Annotated in this window: 24 protein-coding genes; 11 read left to right on the top strand and 13 right to left on the bottom strand. The window is 70.5% G+C overall.

Annotation, left to right across the window (positions count from 1 at the left end; genetic code table 11):
* Nucleotide 1 precedes the first annotated feature (1 nt).
* From ABD346_RS03400 to ABD346_RS03390, 3 genes are all read right to left on the bottom strand, one after another.
* Nucleotides 2-2,851, bottom strand: coding sequence for a helix-turn-helix transcriptional regulator (locus ABD346_RS03400; RefSeq protein WP_344371347.1), 2,850 nt, complete (start codon nucleotides 2,849-2,851; stop codon nucleotides 2-4).
* A 203-nt stretch (nucleotides 2,852-3,054) separates the two neighbouring features.
* On the bottom strand, nucleotides 3,055-5,223 hold the full coding sequence (locus tag ABD346_RS03395) for a M4 family metallopeptidase (RefSeq protein WP_344371344.1): 2,169 nt from the start codon (nucleotides 5,221-5,223) through the stop codon (nucleotides 3,055-3,057).
* Between the two features lie 667 nt (nucleotides 5,224-5,890).
* A complete protein-coding gene (locus ABD346_RS03390) occupies nucleotides 5,891-6,262 on the bottom strand; it encodes a winged helix-turn-helix transcriptional regulator (protein ID WP_344371343.1) in 372 nt (123 codons plus the stop codon).
* A gap of 83 nt (nucleotides 6,263-6,345) precedes the next feature.
* On the opposite strand from ABD346_RS03390, the gene ABD346_RS03385 reads away from it, so the two are divergent.
* Complete coding sequence (locus tag ABD346_RS03385) at nucleotides 6,346-7,254, top strand: NAD(P)-dependent oxidoreductase (protein ID WP_344371341.1); 909 nt, start codon at nucleotides 6,346-6,348, stop codon at nucleotides 7,252-7,254.
* Nucleotides 7,255-7,263: 9 nt separating this feature from the next.
* Here the strand turns inward: ABD346_RS03385 and ABD346_RS38585 are convergent, their stop codons facing one another.
* Nucleotides 7,264-7,737 (bottom strand): monooxygenase family protein, encoded by a 474-nt coding sequence (locus tag ABD346_RS38585; RefSeq protein WP_381227111.1) that lies wholly within the window; start codon nucleotides 7,735-7,737, stop codon nucleotides 7,264-7,266.
* Between the two features lie 168 nt (nucleotides 7,738-7,905).
* Between ABD346_RS38585 and ABD346_RS03375 the strand changes: the two genes are divergently transcribed.
* The 3 genes from ABD346_RS03375 (at nucleotide 7,906) to ABD346_RS03365 (ending at nucleotide 8,814) form a co-directional block, all read left to right on the top strand.
* Complete coding sequence (locus ABD346_RS03375; RefSeq protein ID WP_344371340.1) at nucleotides 7,906-8,163, top strand: hypothetical protein; 258 nt, start codon at nucleotides 7,906-7,908, stop codon at nucleotides 8,161-8,163.
* A 102-nt stretch (nucleotides 8,164-8,265) separates the two neighbouring features.
* Nucleotides 8,266-8,457 (top strand): response regulator, encoded by a 192-nt coding sequence (locus ABD346_RS03370; RefSeq protein WP_344371339.1) that lies wholly within the window; start codon nucleotides 8,266-8,268, stop codon nucleotides 8,455-8,457.
* A 120-nt stretch (nucleotides 8,458-8,577) separates the two neighbouring features.
* Nucleotides 8,578-8,814: a DUF5133 domain-containing protein gene (locus tag ABD346_RS03365; RefSeq protein WP_344372155.1), complete on the top strand. Its 237-nt coding sequence runs from the start codon at nucleotides 8,578-8,580 to the stop codon at nucleotides 8,812-8,814.
* A gap of 17 nt (nucleotides 8,815-8,831) precedes the next feature.
* Here the strand turns inward: ABD346_RS03365 and ABD346_RS03360 are convergent, their stop codons facing one another.
* Nucleotides 8,832-9,668, bottom strand: coding sequence for an MOSC domain-containing protein (locus ABD346_RS03360; RefSeq protein ID WP_344371337.1), 837 nt, complete (start codon nucleotides 9,666-9,668; stop codon nucleotides 8,832-8,834).
* Between the two features lie 129 nt (nucleotides 9,669-9,797).
* The gene (locus ABD346_RS03355) at nucleotides 9,798-10,988 is read right to left on the bottom strand and encodes a cytochrome P450 (RefSeq protein ID WP_344371335.1); all 1,191 of its coding nucleotides are present in this window, start codon (nucleotides 10,986-10,988) and stop codon (nucleotides 9,798-9,800) included.
* Between the two features lie 183 nt (nucleotides 10,989-11,171).
* Here ABD346_RS03355 and ABD346_RS03350 point away from each other — a divergent pair, with 183 nt between their 5' ends.
* Nucleotides 11,172-11,846 carry a helix-turn-helix domain-containing protein gene (locus tag ABD346_RS03350; protein WP_344371334.1) on the top strand — a complete coding sequence of 225 codons (675 nt, stop codon included), beginning with the start codon at nucleotides 11,172-11,174 and terminating at the stop codon, nucleotides 11,844-11,846.
* 60 nt (nucleotides 11,847-11,906) lie between these two features.
* On the opposite strand, the gene ABD346_RS03345 is transcribed toward ABD346_RS03350, so the two are convergent.
* The gene (locus ABD346_RS03345) at nucleotides 11,907-12,971 is read right to left on the bottom strand and encodes a DUF2332 domain-containing protein (RefSeq protein WP_344371332.1); all 1,065 of its coding nucleotides are present in this window, start codon (nucleotides 12,969-12,971) and stop codon (nucleotides 11,907-11,909) included.
* Between the two features lie 239 nt (nucleotides 12,972-13,210).
* Here ABD346_RS03345 and ABD346_RS03340 point away from each other — a divergent pair, with 239 nt between their 5' ends.
* On the top strand, nucleotides 13,211-14,149 hold the full coding sequence (locus ABD346_RS03340; RefSeq protein ID WP_344371330.1) for a GDSL-type esterase/lipase family protein: 939 nt from the start codon (nucleotides 13,211-13,213) through the stop codon (nucleotides 14,147-14,149).
* A gap of 105 nt (nucleotides 14,150-14,254) precedes the next feature.
* On the opposite strand, the gene ABD346_RS03335 is transcribed toward ABD346_RS03340, so the two are convergent.
* Nucleotides 14,255-14,989, bottom strand: coding sequence for a flavodoxin family protein (locus tag ABD346_RS03335; RefSeq protein ID WP_344371328.1), 735 nt, complete (start codon nucleotides 14,987-14,989; stop codon nucleotides 14,255-14,257).
* A gap of 144 nt (nucleotides 14,990-15,133) precedes the next feature.
* On the opposite strand from ABD346_RS03335, the gene ABD346_RS03330 reads away from it, so the two are divergent.
* A complete protein-coding gene (locus ABD346_RS03330) occupies nucleotides 15,134-16,030 on the top strand; it encodes a LysR family transcriptional regulator (RefSeq protein WP_344372151.1) in 897 nt (298 codons plus the stop codon).
* A 54-nt stretch (nucleotides 16,031-16,084) separates the two neighbouring features.
* Here ABD346_RS03330 and ABD346_RS03325 read toward each other — a convergent pair whose 3' ends face one another.
* Together ABD346_RS03325 and ABD346_RS03320 are read right to left on the bottom strand one after the other, a co-directional pair.
* Entirely contained in the window at nucleotides 16,085-16,801 is a 717-nt protein-coding gene (locus tag ABD346_RS03325; protein ID WP_344371326.1) for an aggregation-promoting factor C-terminal-like domain-containing protein, read from the bottom strand.
* Between the two features lie 452 nt (nucleotides 16,802-17,253).
* Nucleotides 17,254-18,894: a hypothetical protein gene (locus ABD346_RS03320; RefSeq protein ID WP_344371325.1), complete on the bottom strand. Its 1,641-nt coding sequence runs from the start codon at nucleotides 18,892-18,894 to the stop codon at nucleotides 17,254-17,256.
* Nucleotides 18,895-19,438: 544 nt separating this feature from the next.
* On the opposite strand from ABD346_RS03320, the gene ABD346_RS03315 reads away from it, so the two are divergent.
* From ABD346_RS03315 to ABD346_RS03300, 4 genes are all read left to right on the top strand, one after another.
* Nucleotides 19,439-20,686: a phosphodiester glycosidase family protein gene (locus ABD346_RS03315; protein ID WP_344371323.1), complete on the top strand. Its 1,248-nt coding sequence runs from the start codon at nucleotides 19,439-19,441 to the stop codon at nucleotides 20,684-20,686.
* Nucleotides 20,687-21,148: 462 nt separating this feature from the next.
* A complete protein-coding gene (locus ABD346_RS03310) occupies nucleotides 21,149-21,556 on the top strand; it encodes a TM2 domain-containing protein (RefSeq protein ID WP_344371322.1) in 408 nt (135 codons plus the stop codon).
* A complete protein-coding gene (locus ABD346_RS03305; protein ID WP_344371321.1) occupies nucleotides 21,549-21,965 on the top strand; it encodes a DUF2752 domain-containing protein in 417 nt (138 codons plus the stop codon). Before ABD346_RS03310 ends, ABD346_RS03305 begins: the two co-directional genes overlap by 8 nt.
* Nucleotides 21,966-22,203: 238 nt before the next feature.
* Nucleotides 22,204-22,470 carry a TM2 domain-containing protein gene (locus tag ABD346_RS03300; RefSeq protein ID WP_344371319.1) on the top strand — a complete coding sequence of 89 codons (267 nt, stop codon included), beginning with the start codon at nucleotides 22,204-22,206 and terminating at the stop codon, nucleotides 22,468-22,470.
* Between the two features lie 170 nt (nucleotides 22,471-22,640).
* Here ABD346_RS03300 and ABD346_RS03295 read toward each other — a convergent pair whose 3' ends face one another.
* The 3 genes from ABD346_RS03295 to ABD346_RS03285 form a co-directional block, all read right to left on the bottom strand.
* Entirely contained in the window at nucleotides 22,641-23,660 is a 1,020-nt protein-coding gene (locus tag ABD346_RS03295) for a serine hydrolase domain-containing protein (RefSeq protein ID WP_344371317.1), read from the bottom strand.
* A 277-nt stretch (nucleotides 23,661-23,937) separates the two neighbouring features.
* Nucleotides 23,938-24,690, bottom strand: coding sequence for a hypothetical protein (locus tag ABD346_RS03290; protein WP_344371316.1), 753 nt, complete (start codon nucleotides 24,688-24,690; stop codon nucleotides 23,938-23,940).
* A 214-nt stretch (nucleotides 24,691-24,904) separates the two neighbouring features.
* A complete protein-coding gene (locus ABD346_RS03285; RefSeq protein WP_344371314.1) occupies nucleotides 24,905-25,237 on the bottom strand; it encodes a hypothetical protein in 333 nt (110 codons plus the stop codon).
* Nucleotides 25,238-25,845: the final 608 nt, after the last annotated feature.

Below are 25,845 nucleotides of genomic sequence, written 5' to 3'. Positions count from 1 at the left end.
CCTACACCAGGGGCCGGGTCATCACCATGCGCGTGATGTCCACGCGCGACTTGGCGCCGAGTTTGCGGTACGCACGGGTGAGGGCGGCCTCGACCGTTTTCACGCTGAGGACCAGGCCCGCCGCGATTTCGCGGTTGGTGGCGCCCTGCGCGACGCGGGCGACCACGCTGCGCTCGGTCGACGTGAGGTGGTCCGACCAGGAACCCGCCTCGGGACAGGAGCCTCCCTCGGGCAAGCAGGCCGAGCCGTCCTCCGCACGGTCGCGTTCTGCGCGGGTCATGGCGGCCCAGGGCCGGGCCTCGGCCTTGGTGAAGATCCTGAGGGCGGCCGAGAAGGCGGCGCGGGCGGCGGCCTCGTCTCCGAGTCGGCGCCGGACTCGGCCCAGGGCAGCCCTGGCGCGGGCCTCCTCCAGTGGATATCCGATGGCCCGTAGCCGGGCTGCGGCCTGCACCAACTCACCAGCTGCTTGCGGTAGTTGACCGCGCGCGACAGCGACAGCCGCTGCGGCTCTGTCGAGCGTGGCCAGGATGCCGGGGCGGCCGAGCCTCTCGGCCTGTCGGCGGGCCAGGGCGATGACCGCTTCCGCCTCGTCCGGTGCGCCGACGGCGGCCAGCGCCTCCGCGAGGTCGGCGTGCCAGCGTCGGGTCGCCGGGTCCCGCTGCCCCTGCGCCGTCTCCAACTCGCTCACGCGTCTCAGGAGTTCGACCGCCGCACCGCTCTGGCCACTGAACAGTCTGACCCTTCCCTCGGCGTGCAGCGCCCGGGGCAGGAACAGCCGGTCGTCGTCGTCCTCGCTGTACCGTCTGGCCGTCTCGGCCGCGGTGAGTGCCCGGCTCAGACTGCCACCGGCCGTCTCGGCGAGCGAGACCGCGTACCACGCGGGCCCCTGGCTCAGCCCCGCCTCCTCGACGATGCGCAGGCTCTGGCGGGCGATGGTCAGGGCCGGACGGCAGCGTCCGCGCTGGATCTCGACCTGGGCGAGCCCGATGAGGCACTGGCTCAGGCTGTCGGCCGAACCGCGCTGCCGCAGCCGGTACACCAGGGTGCGCAGCTCGGCCCTTGCCTCGTCCAGCTCGTCGCGCACCAGATGGAAGCGGTACTTGAGGTAGACGGGGCCGTTGTGGTGCGTCATCGCGTGTACGTCGTGCGGTGCGGCGAGTGCCCTGGCCAGGGTTGTTTCCGCCTCCGGCAGTCCCAGGAAGAGTTCCAGGGCCGCCTGTTGGGTCAGCGCCATGAGCTCGGTCCGCCGGTCGCCGGTCCGCGCCGCGAGCCCGGCGGCCCGGACGGCATGGCCGTGGGCGCCTGGCGCGGAACCACCCACCATCCACTCGCGCCAGCTCATCCGGTAGTGCAGCTGGGCCAGCAGCTCGGGGTCGCCGGCGGCGTCGCGCACCGCCTCCGGGAAGACGTCCGCGATCTCCGCCATCGCCTGGCCGCAGGAGTCGATGACCACGTTCCAGGCGCGTACCCGGTCGGCGGGCCGGTCGGCGTCACCCAGTACCTCGTGCGCGAGCTGCCTGGCGAAGCCGAGGTCCCCGGCCTCGATGCCGTCCTCGGCGGCGGTGAGCCTGCGCTCGATGTCGGCGTACGCCTGTCCGGCGGGGGTGTACTCGGCGGCCAGACGGCCGAGCCTCGCCGCGGTCCTGGGGGCACCCCGGCGACGGGCCGCCGAGGCGGCCGCGGAGAGCCGCGCGGCCACGACCGGATCCGGGCCCGCCGCCAGCCGTGCGATGTGGTGCGCGCGCTCGACCGCGTCGTCGGACGCTTCGGCCAGCGCGCGGTGCGCCTCAAGGAGGTGTTCGTAAGCCGTCTCGGCCTGGAGCACCATCGGCGTCAGCGGGTCCAGGAACCTGATGGTCCCGTGGTCGGACGCCGGCAGGATGCGGATGATTCCACCCCGTACGCAAGCGTCCAGATCGGCCGAGGCGTGCCGGCGGCCCGCACGTCGTAGCAACTCCACCGTGGGACGTACCGCGGCGCCCGCGACGACCAGCGTCTGCCGGGCACTGGCGGGCAGGGCGCCGATGCGGTCGAGGAGCGGCCGGCGCAGGGATTCCGGGACGGGGAGCGGTTCGGCCGAGTCGGGCAAGCCGGTGCCCTCGAGCCGGACGCGCTCGTCGAGAGCGGAGCTGAGTTCCAGTGCCGTTCGGGGATTGCCGCCGCTCGCCTGATGCAGCCGCGCGAGGAGCGGGCGGGGCCAGGCGGGGTGATCGTGCCGCTCCAGGAGCTCGCCGACCTCATGGGCGGTCAGGGGCGGGACGCACATCCGGCGGACCGGCTGGGAGCACAGTTCCAGTACGGAGCGGTCGGACGAGGCGCCGGGGTCGTGCCCTGTCCGCAGCGTGGCGAGCACCGACAGGCCCGAATCGGCGCGGCGGGCAAGGTACTTGAGGATTTCCGCCGTCGGCCCGTCGAGCCACTGTGCGTCGTCGACGACCAGCAGGACCGGACCGGTGGTGGCGAGCAGAGCGAGGACCTTGCGGACGGCGATCCGCAGGACGACCGCATCGCGCCTGTCGACGGGACCGGCCGACTCGCTGCGCAGCAGGGCCTCTTCGAGTGCGGCGCGTTCGTGGGCGGCCAGTGCGGCGAGGGTGTCGTCGGCGACGTCGGTCAGCAGATCGATGAGCCCGAGGAAGGGGCTGTCCTGCTCGGCGGGGGAGGGTGAACAGTGCATGACCTGGTGGCCGCGGGCTCGCAGTGCTGCGGCCAGCCTCGACACCACCGTGGTCCGGCCGATGCCCGCCGGCCCGGTGAGCAGGACACCGCCTCCGTGGGACAGGTGGGTCCGTATGGTGTCGTGGAGGGCGTTGCGTTCGACACCGGGTGGAAGCGTCGTCGGCTCGGTCATCGCAAGCCCCTCCCGGACACATCCTCGTTCGCGCCTCAGACGTCGATCATGAACCTGCCCTTCATGGTGCCGCGCCGAATGTAGGACTGCCCTCGGTGAAAGGTCAAGACCAATTGAGGAGGGGGAGGAGTCGGCCACAGGTACGCGGACCGGGCCGCCGGTCGGAGACCAACAGCCCGTCCGCATACGTGAGTTGCTGACGCTCAGCAGGCGCCCGCGTCCTTCCAGACGGCCCAGGATCCGGGCGCGCCCGGCTCGGCGCCGGTCGAGTACCACTGGGAGGACCACTTGTGGCCGTTGTACGAGACCTGGTCGCCCGGCACATAACTGCTGGACGCGCTCCATGCCGGGAGGTTGCCGCAGCCTCCCGGCGGGTTGCCGCCGCCGGTGATGGTCCAGGTGAAGGAGGCCGTGCCGGTGGCGTTGTCGGTGTTCTTCGCCGTGACGGTCACGGACGCGGTGCCGGCGGTCGTCGGAGTGCCGGTGACGAGGCCGGTGGAGGAGTTGATCGAAAGGCCCGCGGGCAGGCCGGTCGCACTGTAGGTGAGCGTCTTGCCGGCGGGGTCGCTCGCCTGGATCTGCAACGAGACGGCGGTGCCGACGGTGCCGTTCTGGTTGCCCGGGTTGGTCACCGACGGCGAGCCCGGCTGACTGTTGCAACTGCCCGGGACGGGGTCGGCGCCGGTGACGCTGACGGCTGCCCAGGCCGCGTCGACGGTGTTGTACTCGGTGCAGTGTGTGCCATAGAGATCGGCTGCGGCCTTCAGCGAGTCGATGCGCGCCTGGTGGTAGTCCTCGCTGCTGTTGGCGTACGAGGCAAGGGCCTTGTACCAGATCTTGGCGGCCTTGTCGTTCCCGAGCCCGGTGACGGTGGAGTTGTTGCAGGTCGGGCTGTTGCCGTAGCCGTGGTCGCCGCTGCCGACGGCCGCCAGGAAGAACCAGTGGTTCAGGGGGCCCATCGAATAGTGCGGGTCGAGGCTGCCGTTGCTGCTGTTCCAGCAGTTGGGCGACTGGCCGTCGAGGGAGGGGTTGTACATGTAGCGCAGCGGCCGGCCGTCGCCGTTGATGTTGATGAGTTCACCCATGGTGTAGTCGGGTGTGTCGACCGGGTTGTTGGCATAGAACTCGACCATCGTGCCGAAGATGTCGCTGGTGCCCTCGTTCATGCCGCCGGTCTCGCCGGTCTCGTCCCAGCCGGTGAGCGCGCCGCTCACACCGTGGCTCATCTCGTGGCCCGCGACGTCGAGTTCGACCAGCGGGCGCGCGTTGCCCTGGCCGTCGCCGTAGGTCATCTGGGTGCCGTCCCAGAAGGCGTTCACGTACGCGTTGCCGTAGTGCGTCCGGGACGGCACACCCCGGCCGTCGCCGAAGATGCCGTTGCGTCCCTGGACGTTCTTGTAGTAGTCGAACGTCTCGGCCGCGCCGTAGTGCGCGTCCGCGCCGGCGGATGCGGGGTCGCTGGTGGAGCCGTTGCCGAAGGTGCCGCTGGAGCTGGTGAAGACCGAACCGGTGCCGTTGGTGGCGTGATTGAGGTTGGTCGTGTAGCCGTTCCCGTGCGACGGATCCGTCATGGAGTAGCCGCTGCCGGACTGGGTGACGTCGAGCGAGACCCGGCCGCTGTAGATCGACTGGCCCGTCCCGGCGACCGTCGGTGCGGCGGCCCGGGCCGCCGCACCGACCTTCGAGGCGGTGGCGTGCGCGGCCCCCTCGGCCGCGAACGTGCTCACCTCGTCATTGGTCCGTACGACCTTGCCGGTACGGGCGTCCACCAGAACGTGCAGGCGGCTGGGCGTCCGGTCGGGGCGGGTGCCGCTGACGACGGTCTCCCAGACCAGGGTGGCGCCGGTGCCTGCCATCTGCACAGCGAGGTGCGAGGCGGAGACGGAGTCGACGTGCCCCTTGAACGCGCCGGCCGACACCTTCGCGGCGCTGGGTGCGGGCAGTTGGGGTTCGGTGGACACCGCCCCGGAGGCCTGCGAGCCGGTGGCCAGCGATGCGTACGTCCCGTCCTTCTTCAGGTGCACGACGACGTCGCCGCCATAGGCGGGAAGGCCCTTGTAGGTGCGGTCGAAGCGGACGGCGGCGGCGCCGTCCCGGTCGACCACCAGGTTGCGGACCGAGAAGGCGTCGCCGTCCGCCTTGTGGGCGGCACTCGCGTGGGCCGCCAGCGCCTTCTGCGCGGCGTCGACGACGCGGCTGCGCACGGCGGGGGCCGGATCGGCCGTGTAGGGCGCCGCGGTGAAGGCGCCGGGGCCTGCGGTCGGCGCGGGGTGCGGCGTCGGTGCCGCCGTGGCGGCGGGCAGGGCGATGGCGGACGCGGACACGCAGGCGAGCGCGACCGTCAAGAGCCTCGCGGCTCTTCGTATCTCCATAGGAGTGGGGGTTCCTTTCACTTCGGACACGGGAGCGTCCGCCGCTGGTGCACACGGCAGTTGGGGAGGCAGCGGACACGTGCGGGTGTGCTGGCGGCGCCGCTCGTGGCGGGAGCCGCGCCGACGCATGAGTGTCCGCAACGGGGGCCGCGGCGGCCAGGCAGTCCGGTGAGGGTGAGGGGTTTCCCTATCCCGGAGGGCCTGGATCCGGCCAGGGAGACAGAACCGGGGATGTCTCAGCGCTCGGGGCCGGTGCGCGCGTGATGGCCTTCCCCAACAGGGTGTGCCATCAGGTGAGTTGAGGAGAGATCACCGGCGATCGGCGGCACGGCGTGAACGAGCGCACGCTCGACCGGATCCGCTGTCGTGATGACGCGGTGGGCCTGTACAAGTCCCTTGCCGCGGCGTGCACTTGACTGGGCCCCCGTCCGCCCGGCTTGCCTCGTCGGCACGCCGATCCCCGACGCCGAGCCCCCCGGATCACTTCATCGACGGGGGACTGCAGCGTCCTGGGCCATCCGCCTCCACCTTGCGCGGGAGGCAAACGCGTTGGGCTGACCGACGTCGTGAGGATGCCGTGCTCGTGGCCCGTCACCGCGCACTGCGCGCACTGCAGGCCACTGACTTCAACTGGATTTCGTATGGGTGGAGTTGGCGGCCCGCGACCTCAGCCCGGCGAGGGTTCAGCCGCTTCGGTCGCTTCGGAGGCCTCTCGACGTATCCGCTCAGCTCCCCAGTCGCCGAGCGGACCGAGAGCTCGATTGAGGGTGCGCCCGTGCTCAGTCAGGGAGTACTCCACGCGCGGCGGCACCTCCGCGTACACCCTCCGGTGCACGAGACCGTCCTCCTCCATCTCGCGCAGGTGCTGCGTCAGCATCTTCTCGCTCACTCCCGGCATACCGCGGCGGAGCTGAGCGAAGCGTCGCACGCCATGGGCATCGAGTTCCCAGAGGATCAAGCCCTTCCACTTGCCGCTCACCACGTCGAGCGCGGCGTCGATGCCGCAGATGTAAGGCCCGCGTCTCGGCGTCTTGGCCATCACTGATCCCCTTACTAAAAGGTAAGTACCGCAGAAAATAGTGGGTACTTCCGAGGCTAACGGCGCTCTTCGATCATGGAGCTGTGAACGAACCACAGAACCACACCACTCGGAACAACAGTGCTGTCACCGTGATCGGGCTCGGCCCGATGGGGCAGGCGATGACCCGCATCCTCCTCGGGGCCGGCCACCCGGTCACGGTCTGGAACCGCACCGCCGGCCGGGCCGACGGCGTCGTGACCGACGGAGCAATACGCGCGGAGACACCCGGCGAGGCGGTCGAAGCGAGTGACCTCGTGATCCTCAGTCTCACCGACTACCGGGCGATGTACGACGTCCTCGACGGTGCCACCGGATCGCTCGCCGGTCGGACACTGGTCAACCTGAGCTCCGACACACCCGACCGCACACGCGAAGCGGCAGCCTGGGCGGTGGCCCACGGCGCCGCCTTCGTCACCGGCGGTGTCATGGTGCCCGCGCCGATGGTCGGTACGGAGGCGGCGTACGTCTACTACAGCGGACGCGAAGAGGGGATGCAGAGCCACCTGGCGACGTTGGCGCTGCTCGGAACGCCGAAGTATCTGGGGGAGGATCCGGGTCTCGCCCAGATGATGTACCAGGCCCAACTCGCGGTATTCCTCACCAGCCTGTCCGCCCTGATGCACGCCACCGCGATGCTGGGTACCGCAGGAATGAGGGCCACGGAGGCGCTGCCCGAGCTGCTCTCCTCCGCCGCCTCGATCGGCGACATCCTGCGGGCGGGCGAAGACAATCCCGGCAGCGCGCTCGATGCCGGCGAGCATCCCGGCGACCTCAGCACGGTCACCATGATGGGTGCGACGTCCGACCACATCGTCGAGACCACCAGGTCGCTCGGCCTCGACCTGGCCCTCCCGCTCGCCGTGCAGGCTCACTATCGGCATGCGATCGAGGCCGGACACGGCAGCGACAACTGGACGCGCATCATCGACAGCATCCGAGCGCCGCGCTGACGAGGGGGGTCATCCCGGTGTCTTCGTGGTGGGGGTGCGGGGAGACGACGACGTGCTGGACGCCCCATGATGTTCTTCAACTTGCACTGTCTGTAAGGGAGTTGAAGCGCAGCCGGACCGGCGGTGGGCGGTCTCGACGGCTGGCCCCTGTTGCGGGCCGTGGCCGCCGAGCGGGCCGGGGCTCTGGGGGGTCGCGGGTCCGGCACCCTCCGGGCTGACGCCCCTATGCAGCCCCGCCGGCCAGGGGTGATGCTCCCGGCCCTGGGCGGATGCGTAGGCGAGCAGCTTTTCGCGCGACTCCCAGTACTGCACGACACCGTGCACGCGCGGACCGCCGCCTCCCAGAACCCGCAGCCCCAGCAGCCCGCTTTCGCCGTCGCGCGAGAGCTCCTTGAGCATGCGCGGCATCGCGGCGACGACCGGTAGCCAGTGACGCACGGCCCGCCAGCGGCTGATCCGCATCCCGATGAGGAGGACGACCACGTCCCACTACTGCTGAGCCTGCGCGCATGGCCCACGCGCAGGAATCCGCCCGGCGCCTCTGAGCCTGAGCGGCCCTCGACCAAGGGCCGACCGGATTGTCAGTGCCTGCCTCTAACGTCGATGGCATGGGACCGGACCGGCCGGAGCCATCGAGCCAAGGGAGCGGCCATGGGCAACATCAGCATCGACAAGACGGCGCCGGCGCGGCTCCTCGCCGACAGCTCAGGCAGCCACGGCACCTCGTACCAGCAGGCGTTCGTGGAGCTCGCCGCGACCCACCGCGGCCAGCCGCCCGCCCGGATCGTGCCCCTGCTGCGCGCCGCCGCCGACCGGGCGCTGCTCGGGTTCACCGCGGCGGACCTGCGCGAGCAGGCGGAAGCCATCAGCACCGGCTGGCCCTACGAGCTGAGGATCTCCCTCACCTGAGGCGACCGGCGACGGTCGGCCCTGCAGCAGTCCGAGAGGAAGTGATGCCGTCGGAAGTCCGTCGTGCTCGGTCTCTGTCCCTGTACGCGGCTGGATCTGACGATGCGCGGCTCGCGCCTGGACCAGACCCGCGAGGTGCCGGTGCTGCTCATCACCGATACCGGCCGCGACGGCCGACTCGCCGAGCGCGCCTACCGTATGGGAGCCGCCGGGTTCCTCGTCAAGCCCGTCGACCCCTGGGCGCCGCGCTGCCACGTGCGCGCGCTGGCCGACCTGTGCAGCCGTACGTATTGAGCCATTTCCGCCATCATCCCTCAGCCCGCCCCCGCCCGGTACCGGTGGGGGGTGTAGGACTGGCAAGTGGGGGCACCCGAGAGGGGTGCCCAAGCCGTGCCGACCGGAGGTCTCCCGCCCATGCTCATGGCCCACCCCGCAGTGCTCCGCGAACTCCTCGACGAATACACCGCGCTCCGTGCCCTGGAGGCGAGCGAGGGAAGCGAGGCGACTCGTCAGCGCCTGGACGACGTGGCGTACACCCTGTGCGTGTCGACGGGGACGCGAGACATCGACGCCGCGGTGATCGCCGCCCGGCACCGGCTGCCGGGGGCGCGCACCTTGGACGACTCCGTGCTGGACACCGTCGCCCCCTGAGGCTTTGCAGGCGCCGGTCAGCCGAGCGACACAGGGTCGCCGACCCTGATCGCGCCCGGCTCCAGTACGTCCAAGTACACGCCCACGCAGGCCAGTCGGCCCAGAGTGAGTACGGGCACCCGGTGCTCGCGGGCCACTGTGCGCGTGACGCCAGGGTCGGCGGGCAGCTCGTCGTGGGCCAGGGCCGGGACGACGCAACGGGGTGTGGGCACCGTGACCCGGAACAGCACCTCGCCGACCCGCACGGTCCGGCCTTCCCAGGCGTCCTCGGGGAAGCCGGGTTCGCGGGGGACGTCAACGACCACATTCGGGCGAAAACGGCGGGCGTCGAAGTCCCCCGCGGGATACGAGGACCGAAGCCGGTCCAGGGTCGCCGTGGTCACCAGGTGGACCTTCCCGAAATCGAAGAAGCTCCCCGCCGCGATACGCCCGGCCGTGACGCTCGCCCCGGTCGCGTCGACGTACGCCTGCTCGCGTACGACGTCCGGTACGCCACCCTCGTATTCGGGTACCGCGCGTTCCAGGGTGCCGTCCTGCGGTGGGCTGTCCGACAGCGTCACCCGTCGGCCCAGCAACTCGGAGAGCCGATCGTCGAGTTCGGCGTCACCCGCGTGCAGGGTCGTGCCGTCCGGCAGCTCCACCTGGGGTACGCCCATTCCGCCCCAGCGGCTTCGGCAGCTCAGCAACTTCCCCCATTTCCTGGGGTGTTTGACGCTGCCGACGGCACCTGACGCATCGAGCACGGCGAACGCCCGGTCGCCGTACACGCCGCGCCCGGTGACCCGCAACTCGCCCCCGGTCTCACCGAGCATGGACTTGACCGGATATCGGCGCAGCGCCGTCACAGTACCCATCCGCCGATTATTGATCTTCCGCGCCGATGGGGGAACCGGGGTCGTTGCCTGGCCCCGGACAGCGATTCTTGTGGCCGGGGCGGCAAGCAAGCAGTGGGGGGACTGACCTCATCCGTCACTCCAATCCGGTCACTTGTCCCAGGTGACCGGGAGGTTCTTCACTCCGTAGATGTCCGCGGTCTCCGGGCGCAGGCCGACCTCTTCGGCCGGTACGGCCAGGCGCAGAGTGGGGAAGCGGTCGAGCAGCGCGGAGAGCGCGACCCGCATCTCGATGCGGGCCAACTGCTGGCCCAGGCACAGGTGGATGCCGTGGCCGAAGGCCAGATTCGCGCCGTCCTGCCGCCCGAGGTCGAGCACGTGCGGGTCGGTGAAGCGCTCGGGGTCGCGGTTGGCTGTGTTGTACGAGAGGACGACCGTCGTGCCGGCCTCTACGGTCTGGCCGCCCACCTCGACGTCGACCAGGGCCGTCCTCATGAACGACTTGGCGACGCTCAGATACCGGAGCAACTCCTCCACGGCCCGGTCGATGAGGGCGGGATCGGCACGCAGGGCGGCCAGTTGCTCAGGGTTCTGCAGCAGCGCGAAGGTACCGAGGGACAGCATGTTGGCGGTGGTGTCGAACCCGGCCGCGAGCAGGATCAGGCTGATCCCCTGCAACTCCTCGTCGCTCAGGTCGCTGTCGGTGAGTTCGCTGAGGACGTCGTCGGTGGGGTTCGCGCGCTTGGCGGCCACCAGTTGCGCGAGGTAGTCCTGGGTCGCGGTGTAAGCCGCCATCAGGTCCTCGTCACTCGTCTCCCCGTTCATGAACTTGTCGATCTGCTCCTGGAAGGAGTCCCGGTCCTCGTACGGGACCCCCAGCAGCTCGCAGATGATGATGGTGGGGATGGGCTTGGCGAACGCGGTCACGAGGTCTGTCGGCGGCCCGGCCTTCTCCATCGCGTCCAGGCAGTCGGTGGTGATCTGCTCGATGCGTTCGGTGAGCAGGCGCATGCGCCGGGCGGTGAACTTGCCCACCAGCGGCTTCCGGTAGCGGCTGTGCTGTGGTTCGTCCATGAGGAGGAATTCGCCGGGCGGCGCCGGCGGGATCTCGAAGTCGACCACGTTCAGGAGCTCTTTGCGCGAGCTGAACCGCGGGTCGGCAAGCACCGACCTGACCAGGTCGTAGCCGGTGATGAGCCAGCCGGGCTTTCCGCCGGGGTGGGTGTAGCGGCTGATGGGCCCGTGCCGGCGGGCCTCGGTCAGCTCTGCGGGCGGATCGAAGGGACACCCGGGCCGACGCTCCGTCGGCAGCGTCGTGACGGTGTGGAGGGATTCGCTCATGACCGATCCTCATCTCGCGACAGTACGTGTTTGGTGTGTCCCGAATGCTACGTTGCATTCGTATGTCCATCAATCTTATGAATGGCTAAAGGCCAGGTAGATGGCGGTAAATTGATGCAATGACGCTGACATCGAATGCAATGTTGTGTTGCAATGAGTGATGGCGAAGGCAATACTGGCGGCATGCCAGGAGGACGGTTGACCCAGCAGGAACGCCAGCGCATCGCGGCCGGGCTGGCCGACGGGCTTTCCTACGCCGAGATCGCCAGGCGGCTCGACCGGCCGACCTCGACGATCAGCCGGGAAGTCGCCCGCAACGGCAGCGCCGACGGCTATCGGCCCGAGCAGGCGCAGCGGGCGACGGCCAAGCGGGCGAGGCGTGGCACACCGGCGCCCTCGCGCGCGGCCGCCGCGCCGGGCGGCACGATGGAAGAGGAGATCGTCGAGCTGGCGGTCAGGTCGGGGCTGCCGAGGATGACGGCACGCGTACACGTCGATCTGTTGCTGTCCGACGACGGCAGGCGTACGGCGGCGGAATTGACCCGCAGGCTGAAGGTCAGCCCGGCCTCCGTCTCCGTGGCCGTGAACTTCCTTGTGCAGCAGGGGTATGTCCGGCGGGAGCGCGACCCACAGCGGCGTCGTGACATCTATGTGGTCGACGACGACGCCTGGTACCGCTCGATCGTGATCAGCTCACGGCTCACGCTCCAGTCGGCGCAGGCCGCGATGGCTGCGGCCGAGACGCTCGGCCTCGACACCCCCGTCGGGCAGCGGCTGGCCAAGGTGGGGACGTTCCTGGAGCGAGTCATCGAGGACATGGTGGCTTCGGCCGACCGCTGGCGCGGCCTCCTGGAGTGACGGGGCTCGTTGGCCTCCTTGGCGCACCGTACGGGCCGACAGTGAGGCCCGGCCGCCACCCTAGGAGTCCGCCAGCCACGCCAATAGGCGGCCCTGCGACCAGCAGCGTCCAACGGCCTCGGCGTGCAGGGACGACCCGTCGAACACCGCCAGGCCGATGATGCTGTGGCCCGAGGCGCGGCGATCGCCAAGGGTCGGAATCGTCGGCGCGACCCCGACGCCCTCCACCGACACCCACGCCACCGGCCGCCCCGCCGCCGCTTCGTCGAGGCGGTGCAGGAAGCGCAGGCGGCTCTCCAGCGGGAAGCGCGACAGCGCCCAGGTCGTGGTGACGACGGGCAGTGCGTCCGTGGGCACGTGGGCAAAGGCGTCGGGCATCAGCTCGACGGCATCCCCGCGCAGCAGCAGGGGAGGAGCCGTCGCCGCCAGCGCGATCTCCGCCTCCAGCATCGCGGCCTGCTCCCGCTGATCCGGCCACACGCAGGCCCGCAGCCATCGGGCCTCATCCGCGTCGGTCACATCGACCGGATCGAGGTCGACGCCGACCCGGGCAACAACCTCGGGCAACGCCCGCGTCGGGATGGCCCGGTCTCCCACCGTCGAAGCCGACACCTGTACGGGAGACGACGCGTCGCCCAGCGATGGGCCGTTGCTGTACGAGATGCCCACGCGATCCACGGTGAGATTGAGCCCGGCCGAACAGCCCACGTCGATCAGCCCGAGCGCGTTGACGCCCGCCCGGCGCGCCACCTCGGCGATGGCCGGGTACAGCACGGCGCAACGCCCCGCCTCATTGGTCCGCCTCCGCCGGCGTACGGCGATGTCCACGACCGAGTCGGTCATGCGCACCAGCGTGTCGATCGCCGCACCGGCGGCGGCGTCGCCGTCCGCGGCTGCATAGGCCGCGGCGAGCTCCGGGGCTCGTCCGGCGAGGGCGAGGTCGTGCAACGCCGCGAGGATCAACGCGGGGTGCCGCTTGCGGGCAGGCGCCGCTTCGATGGCGCGCAGCGCCTCGTCGGACTCACTCAGGGCGATGGCGACGCGCTCGTACAACGGCGATGCCTGGGCGGCGTCGACCTCGCCGAAGTGCCGGTACGTCTGGGCGAGCGTGCGGGTCCTGCCCATGGACACGGCCTCCTGGGGTCGGGCTTGGAACGCCGGCGATACCAGCGCTGGATGCAGTGGCTCCCTCGATGCACGGCGTGCGCTCCAGCCTGGCAGGACACCGGAACGGGCATGGCCCGAACCGCACAAGAGGCCAGACACACGCTCACGTCGTGCGTCGCGCCTGCTCGGCCCATCTTGCTGTTCGGCTCGGCCGTTAGGCTGACGTGATCATTCCAGAAGAAAGGCCACGGCTTACGGTGACCGAGTCCCGCCCCCACACCCTGTTTTCCTTCGGCACGCTGTTGGACGAGCGAGTCCAGACCGCTCTCTTCGGCCGGCTCGTACCCAGTTCTGCGGCATCGCTGGCCGGCCACACGACGAGGCCCCTGCCGATCACCGACCAGTCGGTGATCGCCACCAGCGGCATCGACGTACACCTGACCCTGGAGCGAAAGCTCGGCGCCACGGTCGACGGCGCCGTCCTCCACCTCACCGACGAAGACCTCGCCGCCGCAGACGCCTACGAGGTGGACGACTACGTCCGCCGCCGGGTGCTGCTTTCCTCCGGGGAGAGTGCCTGGGCGTACCTGGACGCGAAGCCCCTGCGCCCGGCAGCACGCGTCGTCATCGTGGGCGACAGCATCGCCTACGGACGCTGCGACCCACAGGGTGGCTGGGCCGCACGCCTCGCGGCCGGCCACATCGCCGAAAACGAGGCGGAACACCGGGTCTTCAACCTGGCCATCCCCGGCAGCACCCTGATCGACGTCTGCGAGCAGACGCCCTCACTCCTTGCCGCCCGCCGGCCCGACACCCTTCTTGTCGCCGCGGGCATCAATGACAGCGCCCTGCCGCTCGCCGCACCGCCGGCCCGCCCCGATGGGCTCGCGCACATCGCGGACAGCCTCGCCTCGCTGGCCCACACGGCCCGGAGCCACAACGCACGCCTCGTCGTCATGGGACCGACGTGGGTCGACGAGACACGTACCCGTGACTACGAGGGCCTGCGATTCACCCGGGACCGAGCGGAAGCCCTGCGCGAGTCCATACGGACCTGGTGCGCCCAGAACCACGTCGACCACCTCGACATGTGGGAGCCCCTCCGCGGCAAGGCAGAACTCCTCGTGGACGGCCTGCACCCCACTCCCGAAGGACATGAGGCGCTGGCTCGGCATCTCGACGCGGTCAGCCGCTGAGCGTGGCGGCGGGGGTTTGACCGGGACGACGACGAGGCCCGGCACTTGACGACAGGTGCCGGGCCTCGCATTCGAGCACGTCGGCTCACAGAGCTGTGCGCAAGGTCAGGCGCCGGTGAGCGCTGCCGGTGCGTCGTCCGCCTCCCTCAGGGAGGCGGACAGGGCGCGGGCCTCGTGCTCGGTCATGCGCGGGGTGTCGTACGGCACGGCGTTGACCCAGCGCTGGGTCAGCCGGCCGATCCGCTCGCCGTACCGCTGGGCGGTGATCAGGTCGCCGCGGGACCCGGCCTGCTCCGCCTCCAGGTCGGCGTGGCTCTGGCTCATCAGACCCAGCCACGAGCCGAGCCGGTTCACGTCGTCGCGGGTGCCACCGCTCCAGTTGTTGCCCGGCATGTCGCCCACGCCGATCCACTGCATGCCCAACTGCGCGGCGAATACGGCCAGTTGCTCCAGAACCGCCAGCTTGTCGCCGCTCTGCGAGGCGGACATGGTGAACCCTCCGGCCAGCTTGTCCTTCCACGCCTGCGTCGTGAACGGCGTGAACGCCGCCTCCAAGAACGCCTTGAACACGGCCGACACACTGCCCATCAGTGTCGGGCAGCCGAGGACGATCGCGTCGGAGCGTTCGAGCAGAGCCATCACCTCAGCGTCGTACCAACGGCCCGCGGTGACGTCCTCGGCCCGGATCTCGACCAGATGGACGCGGGCGCCCGGCACGAGACGCGCACCGTCGGCGAGATGCTCCGCCAGGACTCGGGTGTGCCCGTGCACCGAGTGGAAGACCACGGTCACGGTGGCTGTCGGCGCATCGTGCTCACGGTCGACGTCATGGAGTGTCATGTGCTGTTCACTGCTTCCGATAGTGGGGAGGTTCTTGCTCGCCCACCCATCACAGCCTGCGTACGACACCGCATCAACGCCGAACTTCGGCACGCAGCGATCGGTCCCGCCGATCGATGGCGCTAGTCTGCTCCCGTGGACAGGATGGAACTGGAGGCGTTCGTCGTGGTCGCCGAAGAACTGCACTTCGGCCGCGCCGCCGCACGCCTGCACCGGGGGCAGCCCACCGTCAGCGACGCCGTCAGGCGCCTGGAGAGCAGCCTGGGCGGGCGGTTGTTCCACCGCACCAGCCGACGGGTGTCACTGACCGGGCTCGGCGAAGCGCTGCTGCCGGACGCGCATGCCACCCTGGCTCAGCTGCGCCGCTTCGAGCAGCGCGGACGTTCCCTGGCCGCCGGCGACGGGGCCCGCACCACCCTCGTCGTCGGCCACGCCGAATACACCGGCCAGCAGCTGCTGTTGCGCTGCCTGCCGCAACTGCGCGAGCGCTTCCCCGACGTGACGATCGTGCCGGAAGCCATGCCCACGACAGCCCAGGTCACCGCCCTGCGGGCGGAGGCGATCGGGCTCGGCATCGGCTGGGCGACCGGCGACGTCACCGGCGTACGCGCGCGGGTGCTGTCCACCGAAAGGTTCATGGCGCTCGTGCCCGCGGCGCACCCCCTGGCCGGGCACGCCGAGTTGAGCGCGTCCGAACTGTCCACCACCGGCCTGCTCACCTGGCCCCACCAGATCAACAGCGGTCTCTGCGACCGTCTCCTGTCCGCCTTCCGCATCGGCGGCGCCGACCTGCGCATCATCCGAACCGCCGACAGCGTGCACGCCATCGCCGCTCATGTCGCCGCGGGAACGGGCATCGGCATCACCGTCGAGTCGGCGCTCGACCACCGGCCTCCCGGCCTGCGCGTCATCCCGCTTACCGGACCGTCGACCACCGCCGACCAGGTAGTCCTCACGTCGGCTGAGCCGTCGGACACCGCCACGGCCCTGCGCGACCTGCTGCTGCATGCCGCGGCAGAGCCGTCCTCGCCCGATCACTGAGGCTCGCGCATCGCGAATCCGCCCGCACCGGGGGCGGGCCTTGGGATCGTCGGCCTAGTACGAGTCGTGGGCCTGCCAGTACGACCAGGCGCCACACGGGCTGCCGTACCGCTCGTTCATGTAGTTCAGGCCCCACTTGATCTGGGTGGCCGGGTTGGTCTGCCAGTCCGAGCCCACCGTGCTCATCTTGGAGCCGGGCAGAGCCTGGACGAGTCCGTAGGCCGTGCCGTTGGTGGCCCGGTAGTTCCAGCTCGACTCGTTGTTCACGATGTTGCTGAAGCACTGGAACTGGTCGGCGGGGATGATCTGACGGGCGATCGCCTGCACGTCGGAGACCGAGTACGAGCTCTGGACCTGGAAGGTGCTGCTGCTCCGGCTCGCCGAGCGGCTGGCGGACTGGGTCTCCAGATCGCGGGCCTTGGCGTCCTTGTCCGCCTTGTCCTTGTCGGCCTTGCTCTTGTCGGCGGCGCTCTTCTTGGCCTTGGCGTCCTGGGCGGCCCGCAGGCGCGCCGCCTCCTCGGCGGACTTCTTCGCCGCCGCGCTGGCCTGCGCCGACTGGGCGTCCGCCTGCTGCGTCAGGGACGCGGTCTGCACCTGGGCCTGCTGGCCGGCGGGTATGTCCGCGAGGAGCGTGCCATCGGCCGCGGCGGCCTCGGCGCTGTCGCTCGAAGCGGCGGCGGGACCTGCCGCGGCAACGCCGACCACGGCGCCAACGGCGGTCACCGCGGTGGCGGACGCCACCGCGAATCCCCGGACCGAGATCGGGCTCACACGGTTTCCTTCCAGCGGTGTGCGCACGGTGACCTCGCGGACGCAATCGTGCCCCTGTCTTTCTCCTCCCAACTACCGGTCACGGGAAGAACTCACCCGATGGGCAACTCCCTTTCGGAGCCGCCGCGTGAAGCTCGGGCGGCATACGGCTCACCGACGGAGTTGCGTGGACATCGGGGTGCCGTATGCGGGGCCTGACGGATGCAAGAGTCTGCTGGAAGTCGCCGCGAGGCAATTCCCCGCTGCGTGTGAAACCTCACACCTCGTTCACCCCAGGAGTTTCTCCCATTACCTACCCAAGAAGCAGCTGCCCGGATAGAGTGCCCCGCTTCCTGGGCGGTGCCAAGTGATAGGTACTGATTCGGAAGCGAACGCCCCGCGGTACTTCGGTAACGCGCCACTAACGGCCCGGAGTTGGGGCGTTAGCAAGGCGTTGGCGGCTGGTGAAAGGGTTACAGAAGTCCTCCCAGCGGCAGGACGCGTTCGGCGAGGCGGCCGCGAAGTCGTCCGCCGGTGGCGTCGGCATCGGTGAGCCAGTCGGCGGCGACCAGCAGCTCGACGTGCTCGGCGACCTGGTCGGGGAGCAGGGCGCAGAACGCGGCGGCCTGGTTCAGCGGCAGTCCGTCGTCCTCGGGGTGGCCGAGCCGTCCGTCGGGGCTGGTGTGGGCGGCGGCGTACAGCGCGAGGAGCCGGGGGGCGGCGCTCAGCTTCTTCTTGCGGAGCTTCCGGTCGCCGACTGCTTTCTGGGCCCAGCCGGAGAGCTTCGAGCGGGTGGTCTTGCCGAAGGTGAACGGGCGGGGCCGCTCGGGCAGCAGGGTGGGAACGGTGATGGCGGTGGGGTTTTCGGGCTGGGAGGCCAGTGCTTCGGCCACCGTGCCGGGCAGGCGCAGCCAGTCGGCCGCGACCAGTTGGTCCAGCACCCGCTCGGCGTCGCCCTGCAGCCAGCCGGTGAGGTCCTGGCCGGTGACGTTCCCGGTGCCGGCGCGCGCGGCCCGCAGGGTGAGCATGAGTACCGCGAGGCGCCCCTCGGCCTCGGGGTGCGGGGCGTGGGCTTCGACGTACTCAAGCACGGTGCGGGCGTGTACGGCCTGTTTCTGGGTCAGCAACCGTTCCACTACCGGTTCGTCGCCGCTCCCCGTCCCGCCGATGATCCGGCCCACGCGGTTGTTCTGCATCTCCCGGGTGGTCTGCGCGGCCTTCTCGGCGCGCTTCGCCTCTTCGCGCAGCGAGCCGTCGCCACTGGCGTCGGCCCACAGAGCGAACGCTCGGGCCTTGCGCTCGTGGAGCTCGGCGAGGAGGGCGGGGTCGGGTTCGGTGCGCTGCTGATAGGCGCGGAACGCATCGCCCAGCTCGATGAGTTCATTGCGCAGGGCGTCGGGCTGAAGGTCGCGCGGCACGGTCCGCTGTGCGATCTTCCCCCACTGCCTCCCCCGCCCGGACGCAGCGGCGGGCGTGGCGGCGCGGGCGCGCGGGACCGACGTCGGCCCGGTGACCGGGGTGGACGAGGCGGCGTCGGCGGGGGAGGGGAGGCGGTCGGAGAACAGCGCGGCCACACTGTCACCGGCCCTCGCTGTGGTGTCTGCCGAGTCCCGCTCCGGGGCCGGTTTGTCCGCGGCCCGGCCCGGTCGAGCGGGCGGCGGGGCGGTGTCGAGGGTGCGGCAGTCGAGGGTGGCGGCCGCGCAGCGCGCGCACATCTCCGCGATGCGCCACAGCCGCCCGGTGCGGTCCGCGTACACCGTCAGGACCACCGGGCCTCCGCACCGCACCGACCCCGCCACCGGCCGTGCCCCGCCCCGCCGTCCGGCTTCGGGGTCGGGGGTGTGCCATGCGCACTCGGCGGCGCGGCAGGCGCACCATGCCTCACCGCGCGGCCCGCCGCCCGCGCGGATGTGGGCGAGGTGCATGTTGACGTGACCGACCGCGGCCTTGCGCCCGGCAGCGGCTCCGTCGGCGAAGCGCTGATCGGCGCAGGCGGGACGGGAGCAGGAAAGCTTCACCGCGCCGGCGGAAGGGCGGCCGTACGGATCCAGACGCACCGTCCAGACCCGCCCCGCGACGCGCTCCTCCTGCCATGCGCCGGCCTCCACCGTCATATGCGTACTCCCAGCGTTACTTGATGATGTGCCCCGGGCGGTCCCCATCATCGGGGATGGAGCCGAGCATCTCCGGGCGAAACGGAACTTCGAGCCCAGCGTGTCTGATCACCCATGGATCTCCGGCATCAGACAACGAACCGTGTTATTGGCCGCCCCTGTTGCCGGCGCCGGCCGCGGGCGGCAACCGGGATTCCATCCGCCTCGGTTGGGTCGATGAAAAAGCTGACTCATTGCACCTTTCAACTGGGTGTGCTCTTCTGGGGCGGTGCCCGGCACGCGCTCTGCCCGCCCACGACGTGCAGACCCTGACCGGGACGCGCTTCTCCCCCCCGGCTCGCCTCCGGGCCGTTCCACCACGGGCTCGCCTGTAGCCCTGGCTAAAAGCACCCTCAGTCTGAGCTCGGCCCAGGCGCCGATGGCCGGCTGCCTCCGGGCTGTGGGTGGCGGATTGCCCGTCAAATGGATTGGTCTTTGGGGCTGTTGGTGGGGTTGGCCGGAAGGTGCGCAGTGTGGGGAGTGCGGCTTCCTGCATGGTGGTGGGGTGAAGAAGTTCAAGGGTGCTGTAGCGGTACTCGTGTTCGCCGGCGTGGGTGTGGCGTCGTCCTGGACGTCGGCCTCCGCCTCCGCCCCGCCTTCGGTCCGGGCCGCAGCCGTACCGGCAGACGCGGCCCCGGTATCGGAAGTGGTCGCGCCCGGAGTCGAATACCGGGCGTTCACTGTGCCCACGTCGCACGGCAGCGCCAGGGTGCATGTGCTGACGGTGGATCTGGACCGTCGGAGAGTGCGGGCGGGCCTGCTGTTCCCGGGTGCTGTGGCCGCGCGCGAGAAGGTGTCCGTGATGGCCGCGCGACAGGGAGCGGTGGCGGCTGTGAACGGCGACTTCTTCGACATCGAGGAGTCGCAGCATCCCGGCGTGCAGCCGACCGGCGCGACCTCGGGACCGGCCGTGCGGGAAGGGCGGGCGCTGAAAGCCGCCGTCCCCGACGGGCAGCGATTCGGCTGGACGCTGCCTCAAGGCGGCTCCACCGAAGACGTCTTCGGGGTCGGCACCGACGGCCTCGCCCGCGCCGGCCGTCTGACCGTGCAGGGGCACATCCGCACCGCCGCCCACGCCACCCTGCCCCTGCGCGGCCTCAACCAGTACGCACTCCCCGTCGGATCCATCGGGCTCTTCACCCCGAACTGGGGCGCCACGTCCCGCGCCCGCGCCGTCTGCGGCACCGACAACAACCGGGCCGCGCCCTGCACCCGGGACGCCTATGAGGTCACGGTCCGCAGCGGCATCGTCCGCTCCACCTCGTCGACGCCCGGGTCCGGGCGGATCCCGGCGGACGGCGTCGTCCTGCTGGGCCGCGAGGCCGGAGCGCAAGCCCTGCGCGCGCTGACCCCGGGGACGGCCGTGAGGGTGGACTACCATCTTGCGTCCACCACCCGCGCGCCGTTCACCTTCGCCCTGGGTGCCCACCCGATTGTCGAGCACGGCCGACCCTTTCCCGGTCTGGACACGGTGGTTGCCGAACCGCGTTCGGCCGTCGGGGCCGCGCGGGGCGGCCACGTGATGCGCCTGCTGTCGACGGACGGCAGGGAAGGAACGTCCAGCGGCCTGACCGTGAGCGAGCTCGCAGGCCTGCTGGCCACCCTGGGGTGCGATACGGGCGCCTACGTGGACGGCGGCGGGTCCGCCACCTTGGCGACCCGGGACCGCACCGGCCACGTCGTGGTGCGCAATGCCCTCGACCACGGAGAGGAACGCGCGGTCTCCAACGGCGTTGCGGTGTACTCCCGTTGAACAAGTGTTGAACAAGTGCCGAGCTGTGGCCCGAGACCGCGGCCGCCAGGAGAGCCGTACGGTCCAGCCGGATCACCGGGTCCTCCCCGGAGCCGGCCAGGGTTCGGCCGTCGGGAGCGGAGGCCACAGGCGTAGCGCCTTGGGGCGGGCCATCCAGCACTCGCGGGTCCTCACCGGTGCGGACGTTGTCAGACGCGCGGCGAGCAGTTCCTTCAACTGGTAGCGGCCTGCGAGGCAATAGTCACCCGTCATTGCGGCGCGCGCCGCAACTTCCCTGACAGCAGCGCTGGTTGAGCGCTGCCACCACCGCCGGGCTGCCCCCGGCCGGGAGGCTCGCCGACATTCCGCAGCCCTGGAGGTCGATGCTGCGGAGGCGGCGGTGGAGTGCACCCTTGTCCACTTGTCAACCAATTCTTGCGATAAGATGGGCATCTTTCCGTAAATTTCAGGAGTGACGCCACTGTGAGCGAGCAGCCGCAGCCGCCTTTCCCGCCGCCCGGTCACGGCTACCCGAAGCAGGACCCCGGCGCGCCCGGCCACGGTGGTCCCTATGGCCACCCGCAGGGTGGCTACCAACAGGCGCCGGGTTACCGGCCGCCGCCCGGCTTCTACACCGGCGACCCCAACGCGCCCTACGGCTACGACCTTTACGGCCGCCCGTACTCGGACAAGTCGAAGATCGTCGCGGGAATCCTTCAGCTCGCCGTGGGAAGCCTGGGCATCGGCCGCTTCTATGCCGGGTCCATCGGTGTGGGTATCGCTCAGCTGCTCACCTGCGGTGGCCTCGGAATCTGGGCGCTGATCGACGGCATCATGTACCTCGTCAGCGATGACCGCACGGACGACCAGGGCCGGATCCTGCGTGGCTGACTCGGTCCGGTCGACGTCGGCGCGGGGCCGCCTGGCCCGGCATCCTGCGGCGGCACCCCTGGCGGTGCTCGTCGCGGGCGGCGCAGGGGCCCGGTACCTGTGGGGCACCGACCCGCACGAAGCCGGACATCTGCTGCCCGCCTGCCCGTTCCGGCTCGTCACCGGACTGCTCTGCCCGGCCTGTGGCGGCACCCGCATGACGTACGACCTGATGCATGGTCACCTCGCCGAGGCCTGGCTCGACAACCGGGCTCTGCTGCTCGTCGCGCCGTTCGCGCTCGCCCTGTGGGGCCGTTGGACGTGGGAGGGGCTGAGGGGTCGGTCCTGGCGACCGGAGATCGCCCCGGCGCTCCAAGTCGCGATCCTGCTCGGGGCGGTGGCCTGGGCGGTCCTGCGCAACCTCGCCTGAGAAGCCGAGGCGGGGAACGCGTCGCGGACGGGGGAGTGCTCGACCGGCCTCGCTTCCGCCTGCCGCACTTGCGTACTTATGCCCTCTTTGGGTGGGATATGATCATTCTGCGTAGGGGGGACGGCCCGCGGTAGCTAGCGGCTGCCGTAACAGGGTCAGTGCGCCATGAGCGAGGCTCCTCCCTGTGTCGTCCGGGCAGTCCGCCCGGCTGTGTCACACCTTCTCCAGGAGCACCACCATGACCGTCCCCGCCGGCCCCGCAGCGCCCTTCGGCTACGACCCCCAGGGTCGTCCGTACTCGGACAAGTCGAAGATCGTCGCCGGAATCCTCCAGCTCTTCCTCGGCACGCTGGGCATAGGCCGCTTCTATGCCGGTTCTGTCGGTGTGGGTATCGCTCAGCTGCTCACCTGCGGTGGGCTCGGATTCTGGGCGCTGATCGACGGGATCATCTACCTCGTCAGCAACGACCGCACCGACAAGGAGGGCCGCGTGCTGCGCGGCTGACGCCGTGTGGGCCGCCTCGCGGCTCATGGGTACGTGAGCCCCGATGGTGCGGGCCCGTGTCGGAATCCGCCCCGCTGGATCCCATCCGGCGGGGCGGATTGCTGCGACCGGCACGGCCGCCCGACGGCGGACGCCGAGCCCGTCATGTGCTTCACCGAGCGGGTGCAGGTTCAAGCGGTGCGGCACAGAGCGTGGTCGATGGGGTTGCGCAAGGTGTCTTCCTGGCGGGCCGCGGTCTGTGGGTCCGCCGGGCGGGTGTGTGCGGAGACGGTGATGCCGCGTCGGCTGTCCGTGGTGGTCGCGGTCCGGACGACGTATCCGAAGCCGCTGCCTCCGTGTCCCAGGTAATTGCCGCCGCAGGACGCGGAGTTGACGAACAGCCCCAGGCCGTCCCGAGTGCCCGCCGGTTCGCCGCCGTCGGGCGGCACCGGGACCGCGGTCCGCATGGCGGCGAGTTCGGCGGGCTTGAGCAGGCGTCCGCCGGCCAGGGCGCCGAAGAAGCGGTTGAGGTCGTGGGCGGTGCCGGTCATCGAGCCGTCGGCCCCGCTGTCGAAGGGGCGGTAGGGGATCGTGGTGTCGACCATCGGGCCGTCCGGGCTGAACTGCTGGTAGTTGGACGTGTGCGGATCCGGGAGGAACGGCCGGGTGCCGGGGGTGTCGGTGTGCTCCACGCCGAGGGGCTGGAGGACGCGGCTGCGGACCTGCTGTTCCCGGGTGTGGCCTGTGACCTTCTCGGTGATCATTCCGGCGAGTACGTAGTTCGTGTTGGAGTACGCCCAGTGGCTGCCTGCTGGGAAGGCAGGCGCGTGGCGCATGGCCAGACCGACCAGTTCCCCGGGTTTGTAGGCACGCCACCGGTTGGCGAAGCAGGTCTGGGCGCTGGGGTCGGGGAAGACGTCGTAGATGTAGTCGGACAGGCCGCTGGTGTGCCGCAACAGGTCCCGGACGGTGATGGTGCCGCCGTCGTTTCCGGCTCCGGAGACCACCCCGGGGAGGAGCTGCTCCACCGTCTGGTCGAGGGAGATCCGCTGCTCGCCCACCAACTGCAACATGACGGTGGCGACGAACGTCTTCGTGGTGCTGCCCAGCCGCAGGTAGCCGTCCTTCGGGACAGGGCGGCGAGTGATCGGATCCCCCACACCGGAACGGGCCGTGACGGTCCCGCGCGGCGTGTCCAGACGGACCGCCACCCCGGTGACCCTGCATCGCGCAGCGCGTCGGCATCCCGCTGCACCGACCATGAGCTGCCGGAAGGGGGCGGCGATGCCGAAGCCGCGGTGGAGGAGATGGACGACGCGGCCGGCGCCAGCGCATCCGCGATTGGTCACGCGATCGAGCAGCCCGCCGGCATCGACATCGGCGAGATCGTCGTCCGGCCCACCGTGCGGGCCTGATGTCCGGAGACGTCCGTCACGGAGCAGCCGGCCCGAGGCCGACGACGCCCGGGGTGACGGGTGGCCGGTCTCTTCAGCTGCCGTTGGTGTCCGCCGTGCGCATGCTGCTGACCGCATCACTGATGCTGTCGCGATACAGGCCCAGCTTGGGGTGCTGGACGACGGTGGCTCCCTCGTTCATGGGGAAGTTGTGCGTGTCGGCGTTCGGGAAGCGCGTGTCCGCAAGGACGTTGATCTCGTCGATGCCGCCGTTGCTGCCCTTGGCGCCGTTGGGATCGACGTCGAGTACCGCGTAAACGGTACGCCCCGCGTATACGGGCATGGCGGGGGCGCCACCCAGCCCGCTGGGTACGAGCGGGTGGATGTTGTGGGAGCGGTCCGCCGCGTTCTTCGAGCCCAGGTCGACCCTGGGATAGTACGAGGACAGGCCGCACGCGGCCTTGCCGCGATTGGTCACGGAGATGACGTACTGGTCCGGGTTCGAGCCGAGCTCCTTCGCGCCGACCGCGAGCTGGTCGGCTGCGCACAGGTGCTTGTACGCGTAGGAGTCGCTGGTGGCGTCCTTGCCTCCGGTCTTGGTGCCGGCGGTCCCACCCGTGGTTCCGGAGGAGTTGCTCGCGGAGGACGAGCCGCCTCCACCGCCGGTCTTGGCGCCGCCCGAGCCTCCGGATCCCGGCGTGGCCGTGGCCGTGGCGGTGCCCGGGCTCGCGCCGCCGCTGGAGGGGCCGGCGGCCGCGTCGTCCGAGCCGCCTCCGCAGGCAGCCAGGGCCAGCGCCGCGCCGACGGTCGCGAGAGCGAGCGGGATCGTACGACGACGAACGGTCATGGCGGGATTCTCCGATTCAGTGTGCGTTTCGGTCTGCGTGTGACTCCACCGGGCACCGGCACTCCCTGGCCGGAACCGGACTCCGTGCGGCGCGCAACTATGTGCTGCACACCTCTGTACACGGGACGCGAGGAACCGGGGTTGCCCCGCAGATGTCACAACTGCCAAGACCCGACGGTTACTTGAACCGGACACTCCGGATGGCGAGGCTTGCTCACCAGAAGCTCTGGCAGGAGCAGAAGACGGTCACCGTGCCTTCCGTGGTCCATGTATCGCCTTCGGCACCGAAGTGGCGTTCGGTCACGGTGTCTCGGCCGATGCCGGTGTGGCAGCTCACGCCGGAGTGCTGTGATCTGCGGTGGCCGCAGCCGCGGCACGTATCGGTGGTGTTGGAGCGCCAGTTGTCTGGGTAGAAACCCCGGCAGGTGCAGGGGCCGCCGTCCCGGCCGTCCCCCACGTCCTCGCCGTCCCTGCCGTCACAGTGGCCCTCCAGGTGGACCGTCCACAGGTGGCCACAGCGGCACCTGGCTACACGATCTTCTCCCACGCCCGCTCCTCGACTCGTGACGTAGCTTGTCCCGATGTCCTTCATGGCCAGGGTGTCAGAACGCCACGCCGTGCTGCTGGCCTGGGTTTTTGCCCTCGGTGCAGATGCCTCGATCGTCGTGGGGGATCCGCTGTGGCGTTGGGTGGCCGGTCTTGGCCCGCTCTCGGCGCGCTGGCCGTCTGGTTCCGTGCGCCCCGCCGTGCCACGGGGCGACGACGTGCCGGTTCCGCCGAGAAATAGGCGAGGGCTTGCGGAGCGGCGGTCGGCCGGGCCGGGCCGAGTGTCTGACGGTGGGTCAGTACTCGCGCAGTGACGGCCAGAGCACGGACCACGGTCGGTGCGCACCAGTGCACAGCACCACCTCCGCGTGCTGTTCCTGGTTGCCGATGCCGAGGCGCCGGGTAGGCGGCAGCGGTCGGCCGCGCCCAGCGCAGTTCATCGTCGCGGAGCAGTTGGCGCAGGCCCACCACCGCGACCGGAACCAGGATCGGGGAGAACTGGAGCAGTTGGAGCGGAAGGAGCAGCAGCCGTCCCGACACGCCGTCTACGTGGCTGAGCACCCGGGCCACCCTCAGCTCGGGCCAGCCGTGCGTGGGCTGCCGCCAGAG

This window comes from Streptomyces mauvecolor (assembly GCF_039532965.1).
Lineage (GTDB): Bacteria > Actinomycetota > Actinomycetes > Streptomycetales > Streptomycetaceae > Streptomyces > Streptomyces violascens.
Note: the sequence above shows the minus strand (reverse complement) of the source record. Positions and strands in the feature narration are given on the sequence as shown.